The following is a 24154-nucleotide window of genomic DNA, read 5'->3' as shown; positions in this document are numbered from 1 at the left end:
CCGTTGTCACAACGAATAGAGTGCGGCTTACCACGCCATTCAATGATCTGGTCTAGCGCCCGGATAACTCGTTCAGTAGGCAACGAGATGTCTACTTCGATACCAAGACCTTCTCGGTTAAAGTCGTCGATCACATTCAGTAGACGGTAGCGACGACCGTCGCTCAGTTGGTCATGCATAAAATCCATAGACCAGCTGTCATTAATCGTTTCAGGCACCGCTAAAGGTTCAGGCTTCTCGCGGATTAACCGTTTCTTCGGTTTGATCCGAAGATTCAGCTCCAACTCTCGGTAAATCCGGTAGACCCGCTTATGGTTCCAACGAAAGCCTTTCACATTACGTAGGTGCAGGAAGCACAAGCCAAAGCCCCAGTTTCTCTGGTTATGCGTCAGCGTGATCAACCAGTCGGCGATTTGATCGTTCTCGCCGCGGAGCTTCGCTTGGTATCGATAGCAATTTTCACTGATGCTAAACATCCAGCAGGCTAGGCGGATGCTGACGTGCTTTTCCATGACGGCTTTCTGCGCCATCTCACGGCGACGAGACGGCTTCACCACTTTTTTTCGATGGCTTCCTTGAGGATATCCGCTTTCAATCGTTCCTCGGCATACATCTTCTTGAGCCGTCGGTTTTCATCCTCTAGCTCTTTTAGCCGTGCCATCATGGACGCATCCATACCACCGAATTTAGCTCGCCACTTATAGAAGGTCGCGCTGCTCATACCGTGCTCACGACATAGCTCCGGAACCGGGGCACCGCCTTCGGCTTGCTTGAGGATTGACAGTATTTGGCTGTCAGAAAAACGTGATTTTTTCATGCAGAATCTCCCTGCGTTTAGCTTACGGAAAATTCTACTTTTGAGCACCCTGGTTTTTCGGGGGGATTACCGAGTGGGCTCATTGACTTTGAGAAATTCAGTAAATACATTCTAAGAGAATCAAAAAACTTTCGTAACCGTCTTGGGCATTCTACAGATCCAAGTTATAAAGCGTTTTCTAAGGACGAGAGAACCGCGCTGAGCTGTAAAAAGCCTAAAAATATTTCTACTTGGAAGTTGTACTTTGGAAGCATTCAGCCAGAAAGATTTATGTCCGTCAAATATAGAGAAGGAAACGAGTATGTACCGTTTGATTTTTTTAAACATGGTTACTCGGCGATGGAAAGTAGTGGTGTGGTCTATCTTAGAGAAAAATATCTTAAGCAATTTCATGGCCTATGCCCGCCAATAAATGATTTTGAAGTTCCAAAGATTGCTGCATTCTGTACAAGTGCTGATTCCATTCCTCATTTGATATGCAAGTATGGGGAAAGTTCTTGGATAGTATATCTTGATGAAGACTTGACTGTGGAATTAACGCGCGGTGTCCTGCCAGAAAATATAGATAATATAAGAACGCTTGTATTAAATAGTCGTATTGAGGCTGAACGCGCTTGGGATATTGCAGTAAAGCGTTATGTAGTGGCATAGTGAATTTGGCCACCTACTTAGAGGTGCTAATATGCACCAAGACATCACTAGGTGGCAGCATGGTAACAAGACCAAAACGTAACTTTAGCCCTGAATTCCGACTCGAAGCAGCACAGCTAGTCGTCGATCAACACTACACGGTTCGTGAAGCGGCTGAAGCCATGAATGTGGGGTATTCGAGCATGGATAAATGGGTTCGTCAGTTACGCCAAGAGCGTGATGGCCAAAGCCCTAAAGCAACGCCCATGACACCCGATCAGCTCAGGATTCGCGAGCTTGAAAAGCGCATCCGTGACATTGAGATGGAAAAAGACATCCTAAAAAAGGCTACCGCTCTCTTGATGTCGGACTCCCTGAACACTTCTCGCTAATCGAGAAACTCAAGACGAGCTACCCGGTAAAAAAACTGTGTGACGTGTTTGGCGTGCATCGCAGCAGCTTTAAATACTGGAGACAACGTTCAAAAAGACCTGTGTGTGCCACGAAGACTAAGGAAATAGCCAAGGTCAGAGAGCTCTTTCGCGAGAGCGAAGGCTCTGCAGGGGCGCGCAGCATCGCAGAGATGGCGACAAGGCAGGATGTGCCGTTAAGTCGCTATCGCGCTGGCCGCCTGATGGAAAAGCTTGGCCTAATTAGCTGCCAAGTGCCTGGGCACACCTACAAGAAAACAGGTGATGAACATGTTGAGGTACCGAACCACTTAGCGCGTCAGTTTAACGTTGAGGCGCCCAACCGCGTTTGGTGTGGCGACGTCACATATATCTGGACTGGCAAACGCTGGGCTTATCTAGCCGTTGTCATGGACTTATTTGCTAGGAAAACGATTGGCTGGTCGATGTCGTTATCGCCCGATAGCGAACTCACCAGCAGCGCATTGAAAATGGCTTATGAGAGCCGTGGGCGGCCAAAAGGGGTTATGTTCCACAGCGACCAGGGCAGTCATTATACGAGCCGTAAGTTTCGTCAGACACTCTGGAAATGCCAGGTAAAACAAAGCCTAAGCCGACGTGGTAATTGCTGGGATAATGCGCCAATGGAGCGTTTCTTCAGGAGCTTAAAGGTTGAATGGGTGCCAACGTATGGCTATCGCTCATTCTTGCAGGGGCAGCATCATATCGTGAACTATTTAATCGGGTATTACAGCCAGCTTAGGCCTCACCAGCATAACGGTACTATGAGTCCGAACCAGGCAGAGGAAAAGTACTGGGTTAACTATAAAGCGGTGGCCAGTTTTACTTGACCACTACATTACCAGTTTTTTTATAAATAAGTATAAATATCGATTGCTACGAGATAGACAAGTGTACGAAGAATATTGACTGGTCCAGTATGTGAAAGAGGGCAAGGTTAATTCTGACGACCTCCTACTCAAAGTCTTCTAGGACGCAGCGGCTATCGCCGAATCACAGTTACTCTCAGCTTGAGCGGCCACTTTGCTTGTGCTGATGGTATTAGCGCCAGCTGTTAGCAGGCTTGGGTATGAACGCAAGTTCATCCAGCTTGGCAGCTAGCAGATGAATCATATTGAAATTGTCCAATTCGCCAACGAATTCTGCAATCGCATCCAGCGGCCTTGGAAGTAGCTCCAACGCCATTAACGCAGGATCTTCTGCGAGAATATGGTAGTAACGAGCAGTATTCAGCAACTGCTCGGCACGCTGAAGAGCGACAATAGGCTGGTATCCGAACTCCCCAAGATAGCGCTCGATGGCTTGGATTGAGATCCAGTATCGGCTTTGTATGCTCTCACGGGTATAGACGACGCCTAGCAAGGCCACGAGTTTCCACTCACGAGACGGCACCCCGAACATCCAGTCATATTCCGTGCGTGTCTCAACCGCGGTAGGAATGGCTTCCAGGTCCATTTTGTGAATATCTCGTTCGAGGTTGTGCCGGGCCATCGGCAAGCAGAACCGTGTTGATGTAGCCACCTTGCCAGACCTGGCATGAATACGCTGACAGGACGCGAAAAGTTCCATGGCGAGATGGCGCATCTCATGAAGATCGAGTTGCTGACGCTCTTGCTCCCAGGTTTTCTGTTGCCGATGCCGCTCGGCTTTAGCTTCGAGTTGACGTGCAACCTCGGCTTCGCGTCGTCGGATTTCGGCCTGCTCGGTCGCTTTTTCTCTCGCCCGGCGTTGCTCCTCCTCCCGTTGGCGTTTTAATTCAGCGTGTTTCTGTTCCTGAGCTTTAAAATAAGCTTCCATCCGGGCATGTTGTTCACGTTGTCGCTGCTCCTCTTGTTCCCTTGCGATATTCGCCTGTGCTATTCGTTTGTTGGCCTTCTCGATCTGCTGCTGAAGTCTTGGGCGTAGCTTTTCCTGCTCCGCTTCGATCTTGGGATTTACGATCCAGTAGGCTCGTTGATAGTTAAATACATGCTCTTCGAGCTCGACCGGTGTTAGGTTCCGTGGTATGTCCCCCAGGTCGATTTCGATGCAGCGCTGGCCACGGGACTCAAGCCGCTGCTGCTTTTCCGCGTCGATGAAATGGGTTACGGCCACCTCGACTAGGATTTCTATCTGACCCAAGCTCACGATAAGGTCAGGGCGGATGTCCCCCAAGCTGAACTCAAGTTTTGTGTCATCCACCGGCTGCCGATCGTGGCCGGGGAAAATGACCTTAGATTCGGTGTGCTTGTAGCCAAGGCTATCCTTCGCCTCAAGTACCGCCTGAAGCAGAGGAATGGGTATTTCCTTTCGGTCTGCGATCAACTGCTTTGCGGCTAGGTGTATTCCGGTTTCAGTGCCCCCAGCGCATGGTCGGGTCCCTCTGGCATGTGCGAAATAGTGACGGACAATATCCCCCATTCTCGCTTCAAGCGGTGTTCTGCATTCAGGACAGACACAGCCGCAACGGCCGCCGCGTTCGGCCCTTGTGAGCTGGCTGATATGCACCAACCTGTTATTGCGGATGCCGTAAGGGATTTTTGCGCTGTTTTTCATGTAATTGCGTCAAGAGAGGTTGTGCTGAGCGAGTGTGCTCGATAGCTCTCCCCTGGTAAAGGGACTAGGCGGCGTGAATTACAGCCGGAAGCTAACCGCCCTGCTCGATAGTGGTGAGCTGCTAAGTTGTCAGTTTTGGCTCGCCATCAATCGATCTTAAGCTAGGCGTCCGCATCTAGTTCATCGAGAACGTCGAAGATTGAATAGCCGCGCACTTCGCTAGAATTGGGCTTTGGACTGCCAATGTCACTCACGAGGTCAGTTTCCGGTGTGATCATCACAATGTCATCGGTCACAGCTCGAGCGTTCCGCTTCAGAAGTCGATCATGGAAGGACGGGACCGTATCTATGAGGAAGAGATCGTAGCCGGCTGGATGAGCAACCTCGAAGATGGCCTTAATAGTGCGCTTGCCAAGCCGCTCCCAACGTAGGGCGAGCGGCATCATTATGTTACTAAGCTGAAGCTCTTCGGAGTCGTGCAAGAAGGTGACAGAGAGGACCAAGGTTCTGACAGGAGAATCGGCTTCTTGCTGACAACGGACCTGCAATCTCGCTCTGCCTGTAGGCGAATGGTACTCAAGTTCGAACTGATGCCAAGGCAGGGTCGCGAGCTTTGTCTCCAATAGCTCTTTAGCCGCTTGAAGTACGCTATTTTCAAACACTTGGTTATGATCGGTGGACGTGGGCATGCAACCTCTCCTGTTCTTTCGGTCTACTTTACCACTCTCTGTTGGGGCCTTGCTTACGCGATAAGCAATGTTGCGATGCAGCCCTTGGGCAAGCTGTAGCGCAGAGGCGCTATAGGTGCCCGCGCCTAGATCTGCCTGGAGTTGCAACCGCAGTGGCAGTCTTTCGATCTTCTGATACACTGTTGTTATATCAAATGAGTGGAGGGGAGGCCATGGAAGCTGCCATCGAAGAGTATCGGCCGAAGCCTAAGCCCAAGAAAGACGACTTTTGGAAGGCCCTGGGTCTTCCAGCGCGTGGGGCACAACTGCATGAGGCTTTGGAAAAAGGCGTCCCGTACAAGGTCTACACGGAACTTGCTGTGGCGTCTGGCCTGGAAAGCAAGGAGCTGGCGCGTTATGTCGTTATCAAGCCAGCGACATTGCAGCGAAGAGCCACGGCTGGGCGCTTCAAGCAAGACGAAGGCGATCGGCTGTACCGCTTTGCCGAGGTCTACAAGAGCGCTGTTGATCTCTTTGAAGGAGATCAACAGCGGGCGAGGCGCTGGCTCCTCAATCCGGTGCGCGGTCTCGGTGGTCGGCGACCGGTGGAAATGGTGGCGACGACTGCTGGCGCTGAAGCTGTGCTGGATCTGATCGGACGGCTTGAGCACGGCGTTTTCGCGTGAGTACGGTTCGTGGTTACCGCCTCGTAAAGCGGAAGTGGCTCCAGACGGCCTTCGATGGGGAGGGAGCCCGCTTGTACGGCGGTCGATGGAATAGCAAGGGGAAGGCCTGTGTGTACCTCGCCAGTGCTGAATCACTGGCTATGCTTGAGGTGATGGTTCATCTTGATGACTATCGGTTGCTGACACACTATGCGCTGTTGGAGGTGACTATCCCGGAAAATGCGCTGATGCGCCTGCCTGCCGATAGTCTGCCGGAAGACTGGATGGAGGAGCCGGCGCCCGCCTCGACCGCGGAGATCGGCGACAGCTGGCTTGAGAGCCAATCGAGCCTCGCGCTAGTAGTCCCAAGTGTCGTGGTGCCTCGAGAAACGAACTACCTGATCAACCCCAGTCACTCCTATTTCCAGGCATTGGCTGACAGTGCCAGGGAAGTCTCGTTCACCCCGGATAAGCGCTTGTAGCGCCTTTCCCCGCCCTTGGACAGGGACGGTTTGAGACCCCCTCCTTCTGCCTAGCTTGCAGCAGACCTGCCGAATCTCTGAATTCTGTATTTATATGGCTATGTTGGTATCTTTTGTTGGTTTGAGCCAATCGCTATACGTAGCCACATCTCCTCCGTTGGCTCTGCGGTTTCAAACAAACGTCGCCATGCCAAATAGTTGGGTAAGTACACCGTTCCCACTCCATGAAAGCGCCCCATCCATCCCTTTAAGCGGCTCATATAGCTGTTGACGTTCTGAATGTGATATTCCTTGCCGATCACGCGCTGATTATCGAGCGTGAGCAATACCATGGTTAGCAGAGAAGATGTTATACCAGCTATGCCCATCCGAACATAAAATCGAGTCGCAATTGATGATCGGCCCCAGGAACTCATGAACAGTAGATTACTTGAATGAATTGATGGCGGGCGTACAACGCGTCGCTGGCATGCTAAGCGAGATCAGTCATGCCGCTGGCGAGCAGAGCGACGGCATCGGCCAGGTGAATATCGCCGTGGCGGAGCTGGATCGCATGACAAAGCAGAACGCATCTCTAGCCGAGCTGTCCACCATGTCGACCGATCAGCTCAGCGAGCACGCCGAACGATTGGCCTCAATGGTAGGGCGCTTCAAGTTGCGCGGTGACCTATTTCCGGCTCAGGTGATTGCATCAACTTGATAGTCAATGACCTAGTAGGCATTGCTCTGTTTCGCATGCGAAAAAATTAAACCTGCCTCCAACGAAATCGAGCAGCAAACCGTTAAGGTTGCTGCCCGATCGCGTACTTGCAGTCTTGCATGGGGTTAACTCGGTTTCGTGTCGTGGTCATCGAGCGTTTCAGAGGCCGCGGAGAGCGATGCTTCGGCAAAGGCTGCCGCGCTCTCGCCGACTTCCTCGGGGCTTAATTTACCCCCTCCCTCACCAAGCAGAATGGCGTGCATGGCGGTCATCGTAAAGGCTTCCAGTCTCGTCATGTCCAAAGCAGACTTATCGAACCGCGATGTATTGAGATTATCGTCAGCCATTTTGCCCTCCAAAAGCTGAGCGGCCACTAATAGAGTGGCCGCTGATCGAATCAGATTCGTTCCCAGTCGCCACCGGCATTCTGGCAAGTCGTGACATTCTGATCATTGTCCTCGGGGCCACCAGTGACAGTGATGTGGTAATCAATGCAAGTACGGCCTTCACCATCGACATAAGTATCGCTCTTGACGATGTTCTGTTTCATGTTGGCAACGTCCTCGAACCCGACTTCGGATTCGCCCTGCAATGCGGTGAAAGCGCTTCGCATCCCCTTGTCAGCCAGACCTAGCGCGCCAGCGCCAACAGCACCGTAGGCGGCACCGCTCATACCTGCTTTTCCGCCATTAACCAAACCCTGAACGCCCTGCATGTGACTGGCCGAGTCTGCTCCTGCTGCGCTGACGCTATTGTTGTTGCGACTTCCTAGCACATCAGTGATCGCGCTGACGGCTGAGTTCTGCAACATGCCAGACCCTTGCGGGGCAGCACAACCAGCAGCCAACAGCAGCATTGATGTGGCAGCCAGACCCATGAGAGTACGCTTGATAGTCATTTTGATCCCCTTTTAATCCGTTGTTTTGATGGTTTCAGGCAAAGCTACTTATAGATATATAATTTATACCATACGACGTTTTATATTTAAAACTCTGCGAAGCATTTCCAGACAAAGTATTCTCTACACAATCCCGAACCATCGCAAACGCAGCGCCGTAAATCAGTAATAACGGCAATTAGTAATGGCGGAGAATCCGTAAAAATTGTCACATATTCATAGTTAAAAGATGTCGTCTAGTATAATTAAGGTTTGTATTATGGATTCAGGTGCTCTTATTGCGAACGCGCACGACGAGCTTTCCCTACTCTCACGACTTGTCGTTGATAGGGCGGCCCTGCGCGAAACCAACGAAACACTGACGCTGATCATTGATGAGGAGGGGGCGCGGTTACTGACGATGGACCGGGTGCGCCAAGAAATTGAGTGTGCTGTAAAGAAAGTGTGTGGGCTGGAGGTTGCCTATGAGCGGGCCGCGTAATTCCCGCCAGGCGAGACAGCTTGTTAGGCGTCTTGAACGCGACTGTGACCTGGATTGGCCAGGTGGCGCTGACAACGCGGCTCTTTTTCATGACCGCTCAGCCAGTCGGTGGGAACTCCACACACTCGAAGGCCCTTCGTTACCTGTCATCTCTGGCCCTACCCCTCTAACCCACCTGCTTCGAGATGGGTTCGTCCTGATCCGCTGGCCGGATGACAGCATCGAGCTTTTCCACGTTGAAACGGCAGAATCACAATTGAGCCACCGACTGAAAGAAGCGGAGGTGGCAGCAGCCGGGAGATGAAACCCATGTTAAGCAAGACCACCTTCCGAGTCAGTCACCGCGCCCTGCTGGGACACTGGTTGCTTGTACCCTTGGGGGCAGCATTGCACTTTGCTCCTCATGCCCCCTTTACCCTCGCTGGGGCAAACGCTCCAGAGACTCTGACGAACATCCTTTCCTGGGCAGGGATGGGGTTGGCCGCCTGGGGGCTGCTGAACATCGCCTATCAGCGCCTTGCTCACGAGTACGTCATAGGCCCCGATCGCGTGATAGAGCGGCACGGCATTATTGCCAGGCGTGTTACACCCCTATTTATTCATCACATTCGTTCGACCGAAGTGAACCAGACGATCTTGGGTCGATTGCTAGGATATGGGACGGTGAAAATGTCTGCGGCAGGCACTGGCACAAGCGAAGCTCGATTTGATCGCGTGGCCAACCCGTTGAAGGTCATGGCTTCAATCAACAGTCACTTTCAAAGCCTTGCGGCTGGCACTGGGCAGGAGTAGTTAGATCATGGACTCACAAATTTCCGCACTTGCTGATGTGCTTATCCCAGGCCAGAGCATTGTGTCGACCGATTGCCATCAGTCGCAGGAGCTGCTGCCCCACCGTCAGTTACTCACGCAAGTATTTTTGAAAGCAATTGATGACCTAAAGAGCAACAACCTCAAGCACCAGTTCTCTGCGGCTGAGTTTCTGGCTGGCCCTGTCGCTGAGGAGTATGTCGGCCATCTCGGGCTTCCTGAGTGGACACCCAAGTTGGCGCTACTGATCCATGCTCAATGCGAGCTTCGTTCTTGCCTTGAGATACCCGAGCTGTTGGAGGCTACCCTTAGCCAGTATGCACCGCCCGAAGCAGGCGAGCGCCGCCCCTCTTTGTGACTTGCTGGGCCTATATAGCCCCTTCATCCAGGATGTGATGCAGCGGGTTGGCTTGCCAGCCCGCTTCCCCTGTCAATATTCCCCGCCTTAACCTACTACGGTTCTCCTTTCTCAGCGTCGCTGCTGGTTAGTCTTGCCCCTCCTTGGCTCGCTAGCCATTCATCCAGCGCCAGCAGCTTGTCCTTGGGCAATCTCACCTCGACTGCCACGAACACCCGATCTACTTCCGCCTGTATTCGCTTTGCTGCCTGAGAAACAGCAGCTCTGGACACGCCATGCATATTGGCTGCTTTAGCGTATGTATCGCACACCTTCATAATCACATCTGAAGCTGCATCACATGCACGACCCTTCATTCTAAGCCTTGCCAGTGCCGCGTATAGCTGTTGAGTGCTGATGTCATCTGTGGACATGGTATCCCCTAAAAAGTGTGCATTGAACACATTTTTACTTGCCGTAAACAGTAATGCTGCATTAAAGTGTTTACATCATAACGAAGGCAGCCGGTCGGCGTCACCTACGCAGGAAGCCAGGCACCTCGGAAACTCGCTTGTAATAGATCACTAAATAGGGAACGGCACCATGATTCACGAAGCCATTGATAGCCATGACAGCACAGAATATCTTGGAGATATGGGCGAGTTCTTCGCCCCGGCCTCGACAGATATGGTCGATGGGCTGATGGGGCGCTACAACGCAATGCGTAGGCGTGTGGAAGAAGTGGCGGCACTGTTTGATGGTGATCGTAAAGGTGTCATCAACTACTTCATCCAGGGCAATCGCAAGCACGACAACACACGTTACTCATCACTGTCCGCAGAGAATATTTTTATTGAAGAAGGCGCGATCGCAGCGCTGAACGCTGAATATTGGGTCCGGGCCTTGAAGATGACCGATGTTCTCGACTTCATGCCTCAGACTCGCCGTAGCGAGTGGTGGGAGCAGATTAACGAGATGAAAACCCCTGACTTCACTGAGGAAACCGTAAGGGCAACCCTGACCGAGCTGCTAATGATGCGCGGCACCTTCCTAGCTGAGCGTGTCGACGGTATATTCCGTGCCCTAAGCCGTGAGCATGTTACCAATCGGCCTGAAGGTTTCTACAAACGGATGATCCTCAATTATGTCGTCACTTCCTATGAGACGGTGAATCATGACCAGGCAGGCCATATCAATGACCTTCGCTCAGTCATTGCTAAATTTATGGGCCGGGATGAACCAAACTGGCAGGCCTCTAGCCGATTGATTGATATTGCACGGCGCACCCCAGGCAAGCGGTTTATGGTTGATGGTGGCGCTCTGTACCTGAAGGTCTTTAAAAAAGGCACGGCGCATCTTGAGGTACACCCCGAAATCGCTTTTCGCCTAAACCAAGTGCTGGCGCATTTGCACCCGACAGCAATTCCTTCCCAGTTCCGCACCCCGCCTAAGCGCAAGCCTAAAGACTTTGTGCTAATGGATCGCCCACTTCAATTTGCGGTCATCAATTTACTCGGTTCCATGCGCAGCGTCCCTACCCGCTGCCCTAGCCACCTTCGACATCTCGAAACACGGTCGCCGAAGACAGAAAACCCTTGGGCGATTGAGTTCGATTATGGAGTGAAGGATAAGGTAGCGTTGGCTGAGGCTGAGCAGGTGCTCAAGGCCATCGGTGGGGTTAAGGTATTCAGTGATAACGGCGCAGTGTCGTGGTTCGAGTTCGACTACCACACCAAGCCGATTTTGGATGAGATTGTTGCCAGTGGTTGCATCCCTGACCATAAGAGCCACCAGTATTACCCTACCCCGGAGCGCTTGGCGTATGAGGTCGTAGAATTGGCCGAGATCAACGACCAGGATACGGTGCTGGAGCCAAGTGCTGGCCAGGGCCATATTGCTGATATGCTTCCCAAAGATCGGACTACCTGTGTCGAGCTGGCACCGCTGCATTGCAAGGTGCTGGCGGCGAAGGGGTTTCGCTGCCATCAAGCCGACTTTCTGGAGTGGGCAAATACGGCCAGAAGCTACACCAAAATAGTCATGAACCCTCCGTACAGCAAAGGTCGAGCCCTGCATCATCTTGAAGCCGCAGCGAGTTGTCTAGCTCCTGGCGGGCGCCTTGTGGCTATCCTCCCCGGCAGCATGCTCGACAAGGATCTACTGCCGGGCTGGGAGGTGGAATGGACTGCTAGCTATCAGGGTGAGTTCGCTGGGACTGGCGTAAACGTGACTATCCTGGTGGCTGATAAGCCCGCCCAGTAAGAAGTAAGCTAGCGCGGTCGATGCGATCGCGCCAGCTTTAGCATTTGGGTTAGCATTCCGAAAACACATCCTAACGGAAAGGTAATGGATCAAGGGTGCTACGAGGCTTACCTCCTGTCTCATGAAATACACAAAACGCTGGGCAACTATCAGCCCTCTCCTTATCGTCCTTGGTCGCCTGAGGATATGGCGTGGCTCGCTGGTGTTGATGATGCCTCTGGAGAGTATTTGAAAGCCGATAATGAGCAAAGCAGCGCCTCCCCCTCTCCTCAATCTCAAGAAACCCAGCTCTCCCTGTTCTAAGCCTCCCTCGATAGTCGTTTTCTTCTCCCTCTAAGCCTTGGCATGCGCCAGCAAAGCGACTCGCGCAAAAAAATCTCTACTTCCCCCGGTTAAGTGTCAGTGGCTGCCCTATCTACCTGCGAGGCCCAATAAGGGCACCTATGAGAGAGCACCGCTGGGAGGCGGAATTGAGATGATGGCGATGCGAGGCAGCACGCTTATTGGCGTGGCCATATTAGTTTGGGTCGCATGGATTGTCCTGGCGACCGATTCAGAAGCTCGAATTGAGCGAACCTGTCAGCCCGTTCTGTGGTTTGGCAATGTGGCAACTTCACTGACGCAGCTAACCTTTCCTAAGCAACAGGAATCGGTGCATGAGGCGTTTGAATCAGCTGACTATGCTTGTCGCTTTACCGTGTGGCGCTTGCTGCACGAAGACGCCTGGATCGAAAGCCACCAAGGTAACGAATCTAGTGATCAGTCGGGGGAGAGCGACCAATGATTTCCCCTACCCGCCTGCTACACCCCATCCGTAGAATTCTCGGTGTCACCGTGGCCACCTTGGGGCTCGCTGCTGGCGCTCATGCCGGAAATGATCAGCCTCTGGCGCTGGTTGAGTTTGCCAGCTTCGATTGCCCGCACTGCCAGGCCATGGACAAACACCACTCTTCTATTCAGGCAGCCGTCGAAGCGGCGGGCCTGGAGTACCGCTACGCTCCCCTGCCTTCCCATACCGGCCTTGAACGCGCATGGCGTGAACGCGCCTTTTACGCATCTCGCTCTATTCCAGGGGTTGCCAATGACGTTCGGAAAGCCTTTATCACGGCTGGCGAAACCGGGGTTCCCCTCAAGGACTATGACGATGTGCTGGCGCACCTCCAATTGCATGTTCCCCAAGTTCGGTGGAACGAGTTTGCGGACGACCATATCAGCGATCCCAGCTCTGTCGAGGCGATTGAGCGAGCAGCGAGGCTTGCTGGTCGGGCAGGTCTTCGTGAGTACCCTGCCTTTGTCGCTGTGTCTCGTTCTGAAGTGAAGCTATTGAGCCTGTCGGGAGACGTTGCCGAGAGGGCCGAGGCGGTAATCAAGTACCTGGAGAACCTTTGATGACACTGCGAAACCCTGTGCTTGCTGTCTCGCTGACAGCTGTTCTTGCTGGCTGTGCAGCACATCCTCCGGCTCTGGAGCACGCACGCACGTCAACGCTACCTGATTCGTATAACACGATGACCAGTCGGCATGTGGTGATCCCTGCCTATACGCTTCAAGGGGTCAACGCGACCCGTACCACCAACTGGTACTACGGGGCTGGCCAGGGGCTTGATCGCTACGCTTACGGCGGCACCGTTTACGACGAGGCCTATTGGCAGCAGCGCCATGCCTCAATGCCGGATGACTACAAGGACGCCATGGAGTCTGTGCCTCTGGCGCGCTTCCATTTCGAGTTCGACTCAACAACGCTGACGCCTACCTCTCAGCGTGAAATGGCTTCCTTCCTGGAAGGAGAAGACCTGGCTGGCCGTGTGCTCATTGTTGGGTACACCGACCATATCGGCCCTGAGTCCTACAACATTTCACTCTCACAGCGCCGCGCTGATGCGATCGCGGGACAGCTCCATTTGGCTTGGCCAAAGGCCCGGTTCCTGACGGAAGGGCATGGCATCTATCCCAAGTTGGTTGACGGCACGACTGATGAAGCGCGGGCGGCAAACCGTCGCGCCGAGATTTTTTACCTGGAGGCAGACCAATGAACGTCTTTATCGCCCACGCCCAGATTCTACGAAAAGAGACGCCAAAGGAGCGCGGTCGTTCTGGCCTGATGGTGCTCAAGGTTGGTAAGAACAAGCGAAGCACAGAAGCCCTAATCCAATCTGTAAATCAGATCATTGTCCGAATTCCGAATCATCTATCTGATCGCGCAGCCAAGCTGGATGTTGATTCTTACATTGAAATTTTCGGCCATGTTGGCGGCATTGTGCGCCGTGCACACCACACGGGTGAGCAGCACCTGAGTGCCGAGTTGGTGGCCAACAACATCCAGCCGGCTGCCCCGATGATCGAGGGCAACATCGAAAAACATCTTTTCAATCGTTTCATTGCGATTGGCTTGCTGAGGGGGGTGAAAACTCCCGAGAAGGAGGGACCACCCTCCACAGCGTACCTGCAGATCGGCCCTGACCGACCGGACCTGGGGCGCTCCTTTCAGCATACCGGCGTGGTGTCCATGGCTGCTTTTGGGCGCGTTGTCGATCGACTTGTCGAGTACGAGGCCGGCACCGCCCTTCATGTTGAGGGACGAGTTACCGGCCTATTGCGAAAGATCCCCAAACCAGGAGCAGAAGGCGGCTTCGAGGAAAGTCTGGAGGTCGGGCTGGTGATGGATCGTGTCAGCCCCACTGCCATGGTCGCTGAGCGGATGATGACGCCGTTTGATGTGGCCAAGCCTGAAGCGCAGAACACCCCAGAAGAAACCAACGACGAAGCTGGCGCTGGGGAATCCGCGGCAGTGGCTGAAGAACAGCGCTAGGAGGTGGTCAATGATTGCCCTACCTGATTGTGTCCCTGAAATCGCTGATTACTACCAAGTACCCATCGAGATTGTCGCGGCAGTGCGTCTTCAAGAGAGCGGCAGCCGAGGGCAATTAGTGGGTCGCATAGGTCCGAACAAGAATGGCACTTACGACCTAGGCGCTATGCAAGTCAATACATGGTGGCTCGACCAGGAAACCAACCGGAATTACCTCCAGCAATGGGGAATTACCGAGCGTGAGTTGTTGGAAAATGAGTGTACGAATTTCGCTGTAGGGACGTGGATTCTCTACGACAACATCACGCGCTACGGCGAGTGGGAGGCGGCATTGGCCGCTTACAACGCTGGGTCGCCGAATAGTCCGGCAGGCCAGCAATACGCAAACGAAGTCCTCGCGACATTAGGAGATCAGTACCAATGACTACTTCCGTAGATACCCAGGCCACAACCAAGCAGGGCAAGCTCGCTCATCTAGTCGAATGCCTCCGCATGAACAAGAAGCGAGCAGCAGAGCGCTCACTGTTGGTTGCTACTACCGCTTTCCTGGCGATGCCAGCATGGGCACAGGAAGACTTTGAAGACTTCGCTGACAAGGTTGAAGAGCTGGCGCATGGGCCCTTCGGTATCGGCATTTCCATTCTGGCGCTGATCATCGGTTGCCTGGTGGGCCTTGGACGTCAATCTGCTGCCCCTGCGTTCCTGGGTCTAGGGATCGCCGGTGCCTTTGCGGTCGGCCCCTTCATGATCAAGGAAATCTTCAGCTGGTTCTCAGGCACCTGAGTTAGGAGTCGCGGGTCATGTCTAACGAGTCCTATCGGATACCGCAGGATGTTGATGCCCCTATCCCCATCTTCGCCTGGGAGATGACCGAGGTGGTTGTCGCCATCATGGTGATCGGCGTGGGCATCATCATGCGGTTTTTTATCCCAGGCCTATTTGCGGGGATCTTTCTCATGATGATGGCTAAGAAGATGCGTGCCGGCCAGAAGCGGGGACAAGTGCAGCATGTCTTGTGGCGGATGGGGCTCAAGTTAGACCCGCTGCTTGGCAAATACGCACCTAGGCCAATGCGATTGGAGTACATTCGCTGATGAAATACCTCAATGCATTGCGAAATCAGTGGGTCGCTGCCAGGGGCTGGATGTTCTGCACCCTGCTCCTGACTGGGTTGCTGATCTATGTCTTGCAGAGCTATGTCCAGCTCAGCGCCAATATGCCAACCCGGCTGGTTCCCTACAACCTGCACGTCGTGGATGGGCCGGTCGAGGTGGGCGCCAGCGCTGGTTATACCGATGCGAGCTACCTCACTGAGATAGCCATGGCGGATGCCCAGCTGCACAGCTCTTGGACCCCAAGGAACGTGAGAAGCCAATACGCTCGGTTCCAGAACCGGATGACGCCGGCCCTCTATGCCAAGGTCGGCAATGATCTACAAGCACGGATTCCAGACCTGGAGAAATCTGAGCGTACCCAGGCCTTGTTCATTGAAGGGACCCAAGTCCTAGACGGCACAGTGCGAGTTTATGGGCGCTTGCGGGCTTGGCATGGCACCGAACAGATCGAAGACGAACCGATTGCTTACCGTGTCCGCTATTCCTTCAGCGGTGGCGTTCCGTATGTCGCTGGTTTCTCTTTGGAGGACGAATGAAAAAGCCTAAGATGCAGGGGCTGGTCATGGTGGCGGCGCTTGCCGTCGCCACCTTTGTCAGCGCCAGCGATGATGTCCAGAAGGTGGTTGTATCCACCGATGCTTATAACCGGCTGGTATTCCCAGAGCCGTACTCTACGATTGTTATCCCCCCCGAGGCCGAGTTGCGTGACAACCCTGTGCCGACTGATGGCAAACGTGGTCTCCTCATCCGTCCTGCAGACGAAGCCGACCCGTTCTCTATCTTCATCCAGCTGCGAAGCGGCGAGGCCTTCACGGTGAAGCTAGCGCCGGAAAGCGGCATCGATGCCCAGGTGTTCCGGTATCGAAACGCCCCTGACCTATCCGCAGAGCCCGAAAGGGAAAGCCGGCCCAAGGATCGTTGGATTGCTGACACTATCCTGTCCGCTTTCCAGGGGGCTCGCCCTAGCGGGTTTGAGCCGGCTGGCGCCCCGCCTAGTGCCCGACTTGAAATGCCTAATGGCGGCACGCTCAAGCTCACAGCGGAAACCCAGTACCGTGGTTCCGGCCATGTCGTGAATATTTACCGGCTGTCTTCTGATACCTCCCTTGAAGTCGAGCCTCGTGACTTCTACCGCGATGGCGTCGTTGCTGTTTCCTTGGAAGGGGACACGGTAAGTGAGCGCGATCAGCCCCGAATGATCGTCGTGGAGGTTGACCGTGGCTGAAGATCAGAACAACCAGCAGCCGAATGAATCGGGCCAGGACAAGCCTTCTAGGGTGGCCAAGGCCCGAGCTAAGTCCAAGGTAGTCTCTCAGAGCCTGTTGGAGCGAGCGCAGGGAAGAAAGTGGCTTCTATATGGTGGTGGGGCCTGCCTAGTCATCTGGCTTGTGGCAAGTAACGCTATTAGCGCACGAGACAACAGTAGCAATAAAGCGCCCCCTCCCCCGGAATTTATGGACACCACGCCGGATACACGGCATGGGGAGGAAGTCACTATTTCCCGACTTCAACAACAGTTAAGGGAGGCTCATGAAGAATTGGCAGACCAGCGCGAGAGTCAAGAGCAGAGGGATGCACGACTTCAGGCGCAGCTCGAAGAAATGCAGGCTGGCATGGAATCCGAACGCGAGCAAACGCGGGAAACCATGGAGTCGCTGCGCACACGACTAGCCGATATTTCTAGCGGAGATGATGGCACCAGTGAGGTTCGCATTGGCACATCTTCAAACAGAAGCACCGACGCCAACCGTGCCCCGTCTGACTATCTTCGCCCCCCCCGAGGCGACGACGCTAGCGCGGTACCTCCGCCCCCGGTAGCGCGTCGAGATGGTGACTCTGGCCGTGCCGGTTTACCCCCGAGGCAACAATCGTCGACACAGGGCGGCGTCATTCCTTCACAGTTTCCACAGCTCCAGAAGGAAGAAGGACCGGCTGACCCGATCGTACTCAATGGCTCAAGTGGTGAGTCCAGCGCTCGCATCTTACGTAATGAAGCGGCTCAGCAGGATGACGAAGAAGAGGATCTGGGGCCACCTAAAGCTGGGTTCCTCCCTATGGGGTCGTTCTCTGAGGTGGCAATGTTGACTGGCGCTGACTTTGGCGCTGCCGAGCGTACCCGCAACAACCCTCAGCCGGTGCTATTCCGCATTCAAAACGATGCATTCCTACCTGGCAGTGCGCGGTATCGCCTCGCTGACTGCTTTGGTATGGGCGGTGGCTACGGTGATTTGTCGAGCGAGCGAGCGCATATCAACGTCTCTCGTATTTCCTGTGTCGATACACGGACTGGAATGATGCTTGAGTCTCCAATCAATGGCTACATCGTGGACTCGGATGGCCGTCTGGGGCTTCGCGGCAAAGTTGAGCGACGTGCTGGCGCCCTGCTGGGTAAGGCCATGCTTGCTGGCTTCGCAGAAGGCGCCAGCAGCATTGCTGCAACAGCAGCTCAAGGTGCTGAATCGGCTGTCACAGGCAGCGGCGTTGTCACCACCATCGACCCGAACAGTGTCGCCGAGGTTGGCATGTACGGCGGTGCAGGCCGCGCGATGGAGATACTGGCAGAGCGTTACATCGAAGAGGCTGAATCCATGTTCCCGGTGATCGAGGTTCCATCAGGGCGCCGTGGCACTGTTGTAATCCAGGAAGGCCAGAAGCTCGAGTGGGAAGCCTACGAGCTGGCCGACAAGATGCCGAGCGAGGGCTAATACGATGAGCTTAAAGTTGATGATCCCCTTGACCGCCCTGCTGTTCCTCGGTGGGTGTGCCACTGTCCAGCATGATTGTGAGCTGGGAAGCGAGTGTGTCGGTACCGGCGATGTTTATGAAGCTGCGGTGGCAAATAGTGGTTCCTCTGAAACAGTGATGGAGGGCCGTAAGGATGGCTCAGAAGCTGAAGAAGAAAAGATCGAGCAATGGCGACCCTATAGCGGGGGAGGCCTAACCGATATGCCTGTCTACCAGCCAGGTAAACCGGTGCGTATCTGGGTGGCGCCATGGCGCGGTGATGACGGCATTCTACGATCGGGCGAATACCTGTATGTGACTCTGCCTGATGACTGGAGTTATGGCCAGCTGCGTGACGATGGCATTGGGGCAGGCATGATCGGACCTTCTCCGGGTGTTCAACACATCGCGCCGAGAGGGCAAGACGCCAGCGTGAATCCTTATCGCATTCAGCCGCAAATGCAGATCGTCCCGGAGAATTGATATGAAGATAACCGCGATGACTCGTATGCGGCACCAAGTGCGCCGCATGATCCAGCAGGGCGCTCCCGATTATGGCGATCGCGCCCTCCCCCTCCAGGCAGCCGAGGCGCTGACTGAGCGGGATGATCCCGCGAGCCTGCTCCCCTACATCGACTATGAAGATAACTACTGTGTCCGGGATGATGGTAAACATCCTCAGCTTGGCTTCGGCGTCCAGTTTGCGCCATTGATGGTGGCTGGCAAGGACATCGAGGAGCAAATCGAGTCGCTGATTACGCGAGCGCCAGCGGACACGGTTATCCAGTTCGTCGCCCATAGTTCGCCGGCCATTGAGGACCGGATAAATACCTGGCAGGCACGGCGGTTACGTTACTGCAAAGACCCTATGCTCCAAGAGCTGGTAGAGCGCCGTAGCAAGCACATGCTTGACGCCGCGGCCGGGAACAAAAGCCTCCTACCGAATGAGCGTCTATATCCCCGGGAGGTGCATTACTTCGCCTTTTTCACCATGACCTTTGGCGGTGACCCAGAGCATGCTGAAGAGATTCGTTCATGGCGGCACATGTGCGACGAATTCCGGCAGTCGGTGATGGGGACATTCAGCTCTATGGGCCTGTCCCCTGCCCTGATGAACGAATTGGGTACGCGACGTGTGCTGCGCCGCATAGCCAACCCACAAATGGTGCCAGGGGAGCTTCAACGCCTGGAGGAGGAAGGTGGTCACTTCATTGATTCCATTTTCGATAAGCGCACACGCATTCGAGTGAAGTCCTCGGGTGCAGTCCAGTTTAGCGACAATGAAAGGGAGGTGGATGTTGTCCCTTTGACCATCGACACCTACCCGGACTACCTGCGTCTCTACATGACAGGTGACATGCTTGGGGAGTTGAAGTCGGCGACCGATCGGATCGCGCCGGCCTACTGGATGTATACCACCATCTACAAGCCGAACACCGAAAAGGCTCGTGATGACATCACCATGCGAATGGGCATGATCTCAAAGCAATGCATGAGTGATTCCGAGTGGTACAAGGGGATGATGCCGCACCTCTTCACGCGGCGTAGAGATACCCAGCAGCTGCTCAACGATACTCGCTCAAACTACTGCCCGGTACGCATGTGGTCGGGGATCAATATCATCACCGAACCCGAGCGAGCAGCTTCGGACGCGGACTATGTTTCCTCGTTGTGGCGGAAAGCAGGCTTCAGAGCCTCGCGTGAACGCTATATCTCGCTGCCTATCTGGTTGTCGTCTTTGCCATGGGGCTACAACCCACGCATGGACAAGCCTACATCAGGCCTTCAGCGGGCACAGATGGTGTCCAGCCTAAACGGCGCTTGCGCCTCAATCTGCCAGGGCGATTGGGGCGGTAACGGGCCAGTAGTACGCAAAGACCCACAGGGGAACCCTTACCTCTACGCAAACGGACTGTTGCTGGTTTCTCGCCGCGGTCAAATGTCGTGTATCGACATTTTTGATTCGGCCACCTCATACAATTTTTCGGTGATCGCGACCTCGGGTGCGGGTAAGTCATTCCTTGCCAACGAATTCGTTACCGACATGCGCTGTCGTGATGGCGTGGTCCGTATCATTGACGTGGGCGGCTCTTATAAGGAGCTGTGTGAACTGCTGGGCGGTCAGGAACTGAGGTTTGATCCTAACCATCCGGTCTCACTTAACCCATTCTGGGGTATCAAAGGCAAGCAGCGTTACGACGATGATGAAGGTGGCAGCGAGATCGCAGAAATGATCCCGGTGCTGAAGGATGCCATATCTCAGATGGCGTTCCCCCTAGGTGAGCCCGACAACTACGAATACCAGTTGATCGAAAAAGGCATCCTTGAGGCGCACGATAAACATGGCGAGGTCATGGAAACCAAGCATGTCTATCAGTGGCTTGAGTCCCGGGCAGACAGTGATCCGGTGGCCAAGAGTATTGCGTTGCAGTTGGAGCCGTATGCCGTAGGTCGGCATGCCGCATGGTTCAACGGTGAGCCCCAGCTGGATCTTTCCAATGAGTTCACCATACTCGAGCTGGAAGAGCTAAACGTCGATCGTGAGCTTCGGAATGTGGTCATGACACTCCTGATGGCTCGGACGACGCGGGACATGTATCTGCGCCCACGCAACATCCCGAAAATGATGCTGATCGATGAGGCATGGGATCTACTCGCGGACCCGAAAAGCGGGAAGTTTATCGAAACCGCCTTCCGGCGCATCCGTAAGTATTACGGCAGTGCCGGCTTCATTACTCAGGGCTTTAAGGATACCGACCTGTCGCCGGCCGCTCAGGCTGCCTTCGACAACGCGCCATGGACATTCGTACTCAAGCAGTCTGGTCCCTCGCTGGACTACGCCCAAAAGAACGGTAAATTGGGCGGTGAGGATGAATTCCTGTTCGATATGCTGCGCGGTGTGAAGCCCGGTGCCGGCTATTCGGAGGTCTTCGTCAAGCACGAGAGCGGGGGTGGCCTTTTCCGCTTTGTGGTCGATCCTTACTCCTACTTCCTATATTCGACCAATCCCAAGGACCAGGCGCGTCTGATGAAGCTCGCCGAGGAGGGCCACAGCACCCAGGAGGCCATCCGCATGCTGGCCGAGGGCAAAGGGTAGGCTTGGCCTATGCTAGCGCTTCTGTCTGCCTTTTCGGCCTGTTTCGCTGGGGCGCTTGGTTTTACTGTGATGGTGGTATTGCCGGTCGTGGTCTTCATTGGCTTGCCCCTGGAGTTTATGCGCCCCCCTGGCGAGCTGATGACTGTCACTTGGCTGGCCAAGGCCACCTTCCTCGCAGGTGGGGGCCTGACTGCCCTCGCCTGGCTAGGGCTTAGGCTGGCGCCAGCCAGTTACCGGATCGGCCGACTATTCCCAGGGGCTCGTGAGATTGCAGATCATGTCTGGGTTTACGAGACCCCTGCCCTTCAGGCCTATGCAATACCGAGCCTTACGGGTGGCGTTGTAATCGTTTCCCGGGGCGCCCTCAATCTGCCTCCTGATGAGCTTGAGTGGCTGCTGGCGCACGAGAGGTCACACCTTCGCCGCGGCGATGCGTCTGCGAGCCTATACTGGTGGACGCAGCACAGCATTTTGCGGGTGGCGCTTTGGCTGGCGCGGTTGATCTATACAATTCTTCGTCCCATTCCCCTGATTGGCCTGTTGAGCGGCTTGTACTTTTCTGTGGCGAGCTTGGGGATTCGCTTGGCATTAGGGCTTTTCAAAGTCTTGGACCGCCACTTAGGGCATCTAATGGAATATCGTGCCGACCGTGACGCGGCGCGTGTTGCCTCTCCAATAGCAGGCTGCCGGCTTCTCAGTAGGCTCTCTACGGGTCTTGAATCGAGCTGGGGGCTTTTCTCGACACATCCGCCGACATATCGGCGTATCAAGCGCCTGGAGCGTATGACATGAGTTTGATGGGGTATCGCTCGACACTGCTAAGATCCGTTATTGCTCTAACTATCTTCTACAGTCTCGCCGCGGCTACTGCTTTTTACTTCATGGGGCCGGAAACGCTGCAGGAGTGGCTAGCTGGCGCTGGCTTTTGGGTAGAGGGTGACGAAGAGATAAACCCCGCGAACGCGGCATCAGCGGCCACTGAGGTCGTCCTGGCAAGGTTGCGTGTTGTCTGGCCATGGTTAGCCGGGGGAATGGCTGCTGGCTCTGTGATCGTTCTGCTCATAGTGGGAATGGGATTAATAACACGTCGACAGCGCGCTAAATCTCGCGGTGAGTTCCGGGGCATGGATCTCTCAATTACGTACATGCCTTATCCTGATCCGATTAACTTCAAGCCAGTGAAAGCGCAGCTGTCGGGTAACGTTCCGGCACATCACATGCCGCTAATTAACCAGTTGCTCGGTTACCTCCAGGCTCACCCTGATGCTTTTTGCGGTGACGGCCACAGTACGACACTGCTTGAGCACCATCTAGGCGTGATCGATGAGGCCTTCGAGTACGAAGGTGCCGATCCCCTCCTCCCTCTTGCCGCGGCAGCACATGATATTGGCAAGACTGTTTCGCATGCGAAACAGGACGGGCAGTGGGTCCGCCTGTCCTACCACGATAAACAGAGCGGGCGTCTGTTGGCAAAGTTCCCCGCGTGGTGGGAGCTGCCTGAGGATGAGCGAGCCATACTGTTGCTGGCAGTAAAATACGAGCATTCTCCCAACCTGATGCCAGTGGCTTTCCCTGGCCTCAGTAGCAAGGGGGTGCGCCGCGCAGTCACTCTCCTCCAGCAGCTGCGAGAGATAGACGGCCTCGCTACACGAGGCGAGAAACGCAAGGTGCTTGAGAATCTGAACGTCCAGGAGCTGGCGATCGAAACGTTCTTGCGAGTGGTTCCCCAAGTACCCTATCAGGTGAAAGGTTTAGCGAAGCGTGTCAAAGCGGCAGGCTTCCGCGTTGGTGAGCGGCTTTACCTCTCCGAACATCATGTTCGGGAGACAGCCCTTTCCAAGCTGGATGATGACGTTGCCGCGGCCTTTGGCGGTGACTTTCGAGCCCCAGGTAAATCAGGGGAGTTTACACAGGTACTTTTGGCAGCATTGGCCGATCGCGGCTGGCTCATCACTGAAATCGAGGGAGTGCCAGAGGGGAGCGAAGCGGCGAAGACCTGGACGTTGCCATCTGACCAAGCGTTGTGGCGGGTACGTTCCGGCATAATCGAGTTCAGGGGAATGATCGCGGTGGAGCTGCCAGTAGAACACCAAGGCCTATACCCGCGAGAAACCGCTTATGAGGTAACCGTCCTCGGCCCCCAGGGCAAGCACAGTAGCAACGCTGGCGTTGCGCCAACAAAAGACAGTGGTAAGCGGGAAGAGCGCATGACTAAGCCTAAAGGTATTCCAGCGTCAGACGTATGTGATGTCAGCCTGTTTGCTTCAGTGCCTACGGGTACGGGTGATGCAACGAAAACCAGTGGGAATGCTGCACAGAAGAGTTTAGGGGCAGCGAGCAAAACCTCTACATTCAGCCATGAATCACTCACGAATACCGACGTGGCTTCCGCCTGGCTGCTAGATGATTCCCAGGCGGCAGGTGGGAATACTGCACAGGAAGAGACGCGACAGCCCACCCCTTGCGGTGGGGATGCTGCACAGAAAGGCAATGGCACCCAGAACCAGCAGGCCTCCGCAATGGTTGAAACAGGCGAAGGAAAAGATATAGCCGGTGCCAAGCCGATGGATGATCTCCATGCGGCAGGTGGGGATACTGCACAGGAAGAGACGCGCCAGCCCATCCCTTGCGGTGGGGATGCTGCACAGAAAGGCAATGACACCCAGAACCAGCAGGCCTCCGCAATGGTTGAA

At 54.6% G+C, this 24154-nt stretch carries 30 protein-coding genes and 2 pseudogenes; 25 read left to right on the top strand and 7 right to left on the bottom strand.

Features of this window, described 5'->3' with window-relative positions; translation table 11 throughout:
- A pseudogene (locus ELY38_RS14010) lies at positions 1-817 on the bottom strand (IS3 family transposase); the annotation flags it as partial.
- Positions 818-1087: 270 nt separating this feature from the next.
- On the opposite strand from ELY38_RS14010, the gene ELY38_RS14005 reads away from it, so the two are divergent.
- Positions 1088-1468: a hypothetical protein gene (locus ELY38_RS14005; protein WP_127062884.1), complete on the top strand. Its 381-nt coding sequence runs from the start codon at positions 1088-1090 to the stop codon at positions 1466-1468.
- 59 nt (positions 1469-1527) lie between these two features.
- Positions 1528-2708, top strand: a protein-coding gene (locus tag ELY38_RS14000) for an IS3 family transposase (protein WP_127062885.1) whose coding sequence is annotated in 2 segments (ribosomal slippage) — positions 1528-1795 and positions 1795-2708 — 1182 coding nt in all. Because the reading frame shifts where the segments join, the coding sequence is not laid out codon by codon here.
- A gap of 211 nt (positions 2709-2919) precedes the next feature.
- Here ELY38_RS14000 and ELY38_RS13995 read toward each other — a convergent pair.
- Both ELY38_RS13995 and ELY38_RS13990 read right to left on the bottom strand, forming a co-directional pair.
- Positions 2920-4413: a competence protein CoiA family protein gene (locus ELY38_RS13995; RefSeq protein WP_127062883.1), complete on the bottom strand. Its 1494-nt coding sequence runs from the start codon at positions 4411-4413 to the stop codon at positions 2920-2922.
- Positions 4414-4574: 161 nt separating this feature from the next.
- Positions 4575-5102, bottom strand: coding sequence for a hypothetical protein (locus ELY38_RS13990; RefSeq protein ID WP_101145376.1), 528 nt, complete (start codon positions 5100-5102; stop codon positions 4575-4577).
- Between the two features lie 212 nt (positions 5103-5314).
- On the opposite strand from ELY38_RS13990, the gene parS reads away from it, so the two are divergent.
- Positions 5315-5767, top strand: a complete 453-nt coding sequence (gene parS / locus ELY38_RS13985) for a type II RES/Xre toxin-antitoxin system antitoxin (RefSeq protein WP_101145377.1) — start codon at positions 5315-5317, stop codon at positions 5765-5767.
- Positions 5764-6228 (top strand): RES family NAD+ phosphorylase, encoded by a 465-nt coding sequence (locus ELY38_RS13980; RefSeq protein WP_101145378.1) that lies wholly within the window; start codon positions 5764-5766, stop codon positions 6226-6228. The genes parS and ELY38_RS13980 overlap by 4 nt, the downstream gene beginning before the upstream one ends.
- A 98-nt stretch (positions 6229-6326) precedes the next feature.
- On the opposite strand, the pseudogene ELY38_RS19715 reads toward ELY38_RS13980, so the two are convergent.
- Positions 6327-6654, bottom strand: a pseudogene (locus tag ELY38_RS19715) (IS1595 family transposase); the annotation flags it as partial.
- Between the two features lie 4 nt (positions 6655-6658).
- On the opposite strand from ELY38_RS19715, the gene ELY38_RS13970 reads away from it, so the two are divergent.
- Positions 6659-6928, top strand: coding sequence for a hypothetical protein (locus tag ELY38_RS13970; RefSeq protein WP_157826458.1), 270 nt, complete (start codon positions 6659-6661; stop codon positions 6926-6928).
- Between the two features lie 125 nt (positions 6929-7053).
- On the opposite strand, the gene ELY38_RS13965 is transcribed toward ELY38_RS13970, so the two are convergent.
- Both ELY38_RS13965 and ELY38_RS13960 read right to left on the bottom strand, forming a co-directional pair.
- Positions 7054-7275: a hypothetical protein gene (locus ELY38_RS13965; protein WP_101145380.1), complete on the bottom strand. Its 222-nt coding sequence runs from the start codon at positions 7273-7275 to the stop codon at positions 7054-7056.
- Between the two features lie 50 nt (positions 7276-7325).
- Positions 7326-7739 carry a hypothetical protein gene (locus tag ELY38_RS13960; RefSeq protein WP_127062882.1) on the bottom strand — a complete coding sequence of 138 codons (414 nt, stop codon included), beginning with the start codon at positions 7737-7739 and terminating at the stop codon, positions 7326-7328.
- Positions 7740-8085: 346 nt separating this feature from the next.
- Here ELY38_RS13960 and ELY38_RS13955 point away from each other — a divergent pair, with 346 nt between their 5' ends.
- The 4 genes from ELY38_RS13955 to ELY38_RS13940 are packed head-to-tail and all read left to right on the top strand — an operon-like array spanning position 8086 to position 9475.
- Complete coding sequence (locus ELY38_RS13955; RefSeq protein ID WP_035557803.1) at positions 8086-8307, top strand: hypothetical protein; 222 nt, start codon at positions 8086-8088, stop codon at positions 8305-8307.
- Complete coding sequence (locus ELY38_RS13950; protein ID WP_035557806.1) at positions 8291-8611, top strand: hypothetical protein; 321 nt, start codon at positions 8291-8293, stop codon at positions 8609-8611. The genes ELY38_RS13955 and ELY38_RS13950 overlap by 17 nt, the downstream gene beginning before the upstream one ends.
- A 5-nt stretch (positions 8612-8616) precedes the next feature.
- Entirely contained in the window at positions 8617-9099 is a 483-nt protein-coding gene (locus ELY38_RS13945) for a PH domain-containing protein (RefSeq protein ID WP_185858990.1), read from the top strand.
- A gap of 7 nt (positions 9100-9106) precedes the next feature.
- The gene (locus ELY38_RS13940) at positions 9107-9475 is read left to right on the top strand and encodes a hypothetical protein (RefSeq protein ID WP_127062880.1); all 369 of its coding nucleotides are present in this window, start codon (positions 9107-9109) and stop codon (positions 9473-9475) included.
- 95 nt (positions 9476-9570) lie between these two features.
- On the opposite strand, the gene ELY38_RS13935 is transcribed toward ELY38_RS13940, so the two are convergent.
- Complete coding sequence (locus tag ELY38_RS13935; RefSeq protein ID WP_127062879.1) at positions 9571-9888, bottom strand: hypothetical protein; 318 nt, start codon at positions 9886-9888, stop codon at positions 9571-9573.
- A 169-nt stretch (positions 9889-10057) separates the two neighbouring features.
- On the opposite strand from ELY38_RS13935, the gene ELY38_RS13930 reads away from it, so the two are divergent.
- From ELY38_RS13930 to ELY38_RS13855, 16 genes are all read left to right on the top strand, one after another.
- Positions 10058-11716, top strand: a complete 1659-nt coding sequence (locus ELY38_RS13930) for a DUF4942 domain-containing protein (RefSeq protein ID WP_127062878.1) — start codon at positions 10058-10060, stop codon at positions 11714-11716.
- A gap of 84 nt (positions 11717-11800) precedes the next feature.
- Complete coding sequence (locus ELY38_RS13925) at positions 11801-12019, top strand: hypothetical protein (protein ID WP_127062877.1); 219 nt, start codon at positions 11801-11803, stop codon at positions 12017-12019.
- A 172-nt stretch (positions 12020-12191) separates the two neighbouring features.
- Positions 12192-12500 carry a hypothetical protein gene (locus tag ELY38_RS13920; protein ID WP_035557818.1) on the top strand — a complete coding sequence of 103 codons (309 nt, stop codon included), beginning with the start codon at positions 12192-12194 and terminating at the stop codon, positions 12498-12500.
- Entirely contained in the window at positions 12497-13105 is a 609-nt protein-coding gene (locus ELY38_RS13915) for a thioredoxin domain-containing protein (RefSeq protein ID WP_113270591.1), read from the top strand. The genes ELY38_RS13920 and ELY38_RS13915 overlap by 4 nt, the downstream gene beginning before the upstream one ends.
- Positions 13105-13749, top strand: a complete 645-nt coding sequence (locus ELY38_RS13910; protein ID WP_052703858.1) for an OmpA family protein — start codon at positions 13105-13107, stop codon at positions 13747-13749. The genes ELY38_RS13915 and ELY38_RS13910 overlap by 1 nt, the downstream gene beginning before the upstream one ends.
- Positions 13746-14525, top strand: coding sequence for a hypothetical protein (locus ELY38_RS13905; RefSeq protein WP_035557823.1), 780 nt, complete (start codon positions 13746-13748; stop codon positions 14523-14525). The genes ELY38_RS13910 and ELY38_RS13905 overlap by 4 nt, the downstream gene beginning before the upstream one ends.
- A gap of 10 nt (positions 14526-14535) precedes the next feature.
- Entirely contained in the window at positions 14536-14949 is a 414-nt protein-coding gene (locus tag ELY38_RS13900) for a lytic transglycosylase domain-containing protein (RefSeq protein ID WP_045812323.1), read from the top strand.
- Positions 14946-15308 (top strand): TrbC/VirB2 family protein, encoded by a 363-nt coding sequence (locus ELY38_RS13895; protein ID WP_035557825.1) that lies wholly within the window; start codon positions 14946-14948, stop codon positions 15306-15308. The genes ELY38_RS13900 and ELY38_RS13895 overlap by 4 nt, the downstream gene beginning before the upstream one ends.
- 17 nt (positions 15309-15325) lie before the next feature.
- Positions 15326-15619, top strand: coding sequence for a type IV conjugative transfer system protein TraL (gene traL, locus ELY38_RS13890; protein WP_008958346.1), 294 nt, complete (start codon positions 15326-15328; stop codon positions 15617-15619).
- The gene (locus ELY38_RS13885) at positions 15619-16176 is read left to right on the top strand and encodes a TraE/TraK family type IV conjugative transfer system protein (RefSeq protein WP_035557829.1); all 558 of its coding nucleotides are present in this window, start codon (positions 15619-15621) and stop codon (positions 16174-16176) included. The genes traL and ELY38_RS13885 overlap by 1 nt, the downstream gene beginning before the upstream one ends.
- The gene (locus ELY38_RS13880; protein ID WP_035557832.1) at positions 16173-16865 is read left to right on the top strand and encodes a TraK domain-containing protein; all 693 of its coding nucleotides are present in this window, start codon (positions 16173-16175) and stop codon (positions 16863-16865) included. Before ELY38_RS13885 ends, ELY38_RS13880 begins: the two co-directional genes overlap by 4 nt.
- Positions 16858-18345, top strand: a complete 1488-nt coding sequence (locus tag ELY38_RS13875) for a TraB/TrbI/VirB10 family type IV secretion system protein (RefSeq protein WP_101145385.1) — start codon at positions 16858-16860, stop codon at positions 18343-18345. Before ELY38_RS13880 ends, ELY38_RS13875 begins: the two co-directional genes overlap by 8 nt.
- A gap of 4 nt (positions 18346-18349) precedes the next feature.
- Entirely contained in the window at positions 18350-18847 is a 498-nt protein-coding gene (locus ELY38_RS13870) for a TraV family lipoprotein (RefSeq protein ID WP_035557838.1), read from the top strand.
- A 1-nt stretch (position 18848) separates the two neighbouring features.
- Positions 18849-21461: a TraG/VirB4 family ATPase gene (locus ELY38_RS13865; protein ID WP_113270590.1), complete on the top strand. Its 2613-nt coding sequence runs from the start codon at positions 18849-18851 to the stop codon at positions 21459-21461.
- A 9-nt stretch (positions 21462-21470) separates the two neighbouring features.
- Entirely contained in the window at positions 21471-22253 is a 783-nt protein-coding gene (locus ELY38_RS13860) for a M48 family metallopeptidase (RefSeq protein ID WP_113270589.1), read from the top strand.
- Positions 22250-24154 (top strand): hypothetical protein (locus ELY38_RS13855; RefSeq protein ID WP_222845163.1); only part of this gene is annotated, 1905 nt, incomplete at its 3' end. The genes ELY38_RS13860 and ELY38_RS13855, both read left to right, overlap by 4 nt.

This window comes from Vreelandella nanhaiensis (genome assembly GCF_003990185.1).
GTDB classification, from domain to species: Bacteria; Pseudomonadota; Gammaproteobacteria; order Pseudomonadales; family Halomonadaceae; genus Vreelandella; species Vreelandella nanhaiensis.
Note: the sequence above shows the minus strand (reverse complement) of the source record. Positions and strands in the feature narration are given on the sequence as shown.

Bases quoted from the DNA above. Each gene is read 5' to 3' on its own strand.
- ELY38_RS13940 (WP_127062880.1), top strand. From the start codon at position 9,107: ATGGACTCACAAATTTCCGCACTTGCTGATGTGCTTATCCCAGGCCAG.
- ELY38_RS13905 (WP_035557823.1), top strand. From the start codon at position 13,746: ATGAACGTCTTTATCGCCCACGCCCAGATTCTACGAAAAGAGACGCCA.
- ELY38_RS13910 (WP_052703858.1), top strand. From the start codon at position 13,105: ATGACACTGCGAAACCCTGTGCTTGCTGTCTCGCTGACAGCTGTTCTT.
- ELY38_RS13935 (WP_127062879.1), bottom strand. From the start codon at position 9,888: ATGTCCACAGATGACATCAGCACTCAACAGCTATACGCGGCACTGGCA.
- ELY38_RS13870 (WP_035557838.1), top strand. From the start codon at position 18,350: ATGAGCTTAAAGTTGATGATCCCCTTGACCGCCCTGCTGTTCCTCGGT.
- ELY38_RS14005 (WP_127062884.1), top strand. From the start codon at position 1,088: ATGTCCGTCAAATATAGAGAAGGAAACGAGTATGTACCGTTTGATTTT.
- parS (WP_101145377.1), top strand. From the start codon at position 5,315: ATGGAAGCTGCCATCGAAGAGTATCGGCCGAAGCCTAAGCCCAAGAAA.
- ELY38_RS13955 (WP_035557803.1), top strand. From the start codon at position 8,086: ATGGATTCAGGTGCTCTTATTGCGAACGCGCACGACGAGCTTTCCCTA.
- ELY38_RS13950 (WP_035557806.1), top strand. From the start codon at position 8,291: ATGAGCGGGCCGCGTAATTCCCGCCAGGCGAGACAGCTTGTTAGGCGT.
- ELY38_RS13925 (WP_127062877.1), top strand. From the start codon at position 11,801: ATGGATCAAGGGTGCTACGAGGCTTACCTCCTGTCTCATGAAATACAC.
- ELY38_RS13965 (WP_101145380.1), bottom strand. From the start codon at position 7,275: ATGGCTGACGATAATCTCAATACATCGCGGTTCGATAAGTCTGCTTTG.
- ELY38_RS13885 (WP_035557829.1), top strand. From the start codon at position 15,619: ATGAAATACCTCAATGCATTGCGAAATCAGTGGGTCGCTGCCAGGGGC.
- ELY38_RS13880 (WP_035557832.1), top strand. From the start codon at position 16,173: ATGAAAAAGCCTAAGATGCAGGGGCTGGTCATGGTGGCGGCGCTTGCC.
- ELY38_RS13990 (WP_101145376.1), bottom strand. From the start codon at position 5,102: ATGCCCACGTCCACCGATCATAACCAAGTGTTTGAAAATAGCGTACTT.
- ELY38_RS13995 (WP_127062883.1), bottom strand. From the start codon at position 4,413: ATGAAAAACAGCGCAAAAATCCCTTACGGCATCCGCAATAACAGGTTG.
- ELY38_RS13920 (WP_035557818.1), top strand. From the start codon at position 12,192: ATGATGGCGATGCGAGGCAGCACGCTTATTGGCGTGGCCATATTAGTT.
- ELY38_RS13960 (WP_127062882.1), bottom strand. From the start codon at position 7,739: ATGTTGCAGAACTCAGCCGTCAGCGCGATCACTGATGTGCTAGGAAGT.
- ELY38_RS13895 (WP_035557825.1), top strand. From the start codon at position 14,946: ATGACTACTTCCGTAGATACCCAGGCCACAACCAAGCAGGGCAAGCTC.
- ELY38_RS13915 (WP_113270591.1), top strand. From the start codon at position 12,497: ATGATTTCCCCTACCCGCCTGCTACACCCCATCCGTAGAATTCTCGGT.
- ELY38_RS13900 (WP_045812323.1), top strand. From the start codon at position 14,536: ATGATTGCCCTACCTGATTGTGTCCCTGAAATCGCTGATTACTACCAA.
- ELY38_RS13865 (WP_113270590.1), top strand. From the start codon at position 18,849: ATGAAGATAACCGCGATGACTCGTATGCGGCACCAAGTGCGCCGCATG.
- traL (WP_008958346.1), top strand. From the start codon at position 15,326: ATGTCTAACGAGTCCTATCGGATACCGCAGGATGTTGATGCCCCTATC.
- ELY38_RS13930 (WP_127062878.1), top strand. From the start codon at position 10,058: ATGATTCACGAAGCCATTGATAGCCATGACAGCACAGAATATCTTGGA.
- ELY38_RS13945 (WP_185858990.1), top strand. From the start codon at position 8,617: ATGTTAAGCAAGACCACCTTCCGAGTCAGTCACCGCGCCCTGCTGGGA.
- ELY38_RS13860 (WP_113270589.1), top strand. From the start codon at position 21,471: ATGCTAGCGCTTCTGTCTGCCTTTTCGGCCTGTTTCGCTGGGGCGCTT.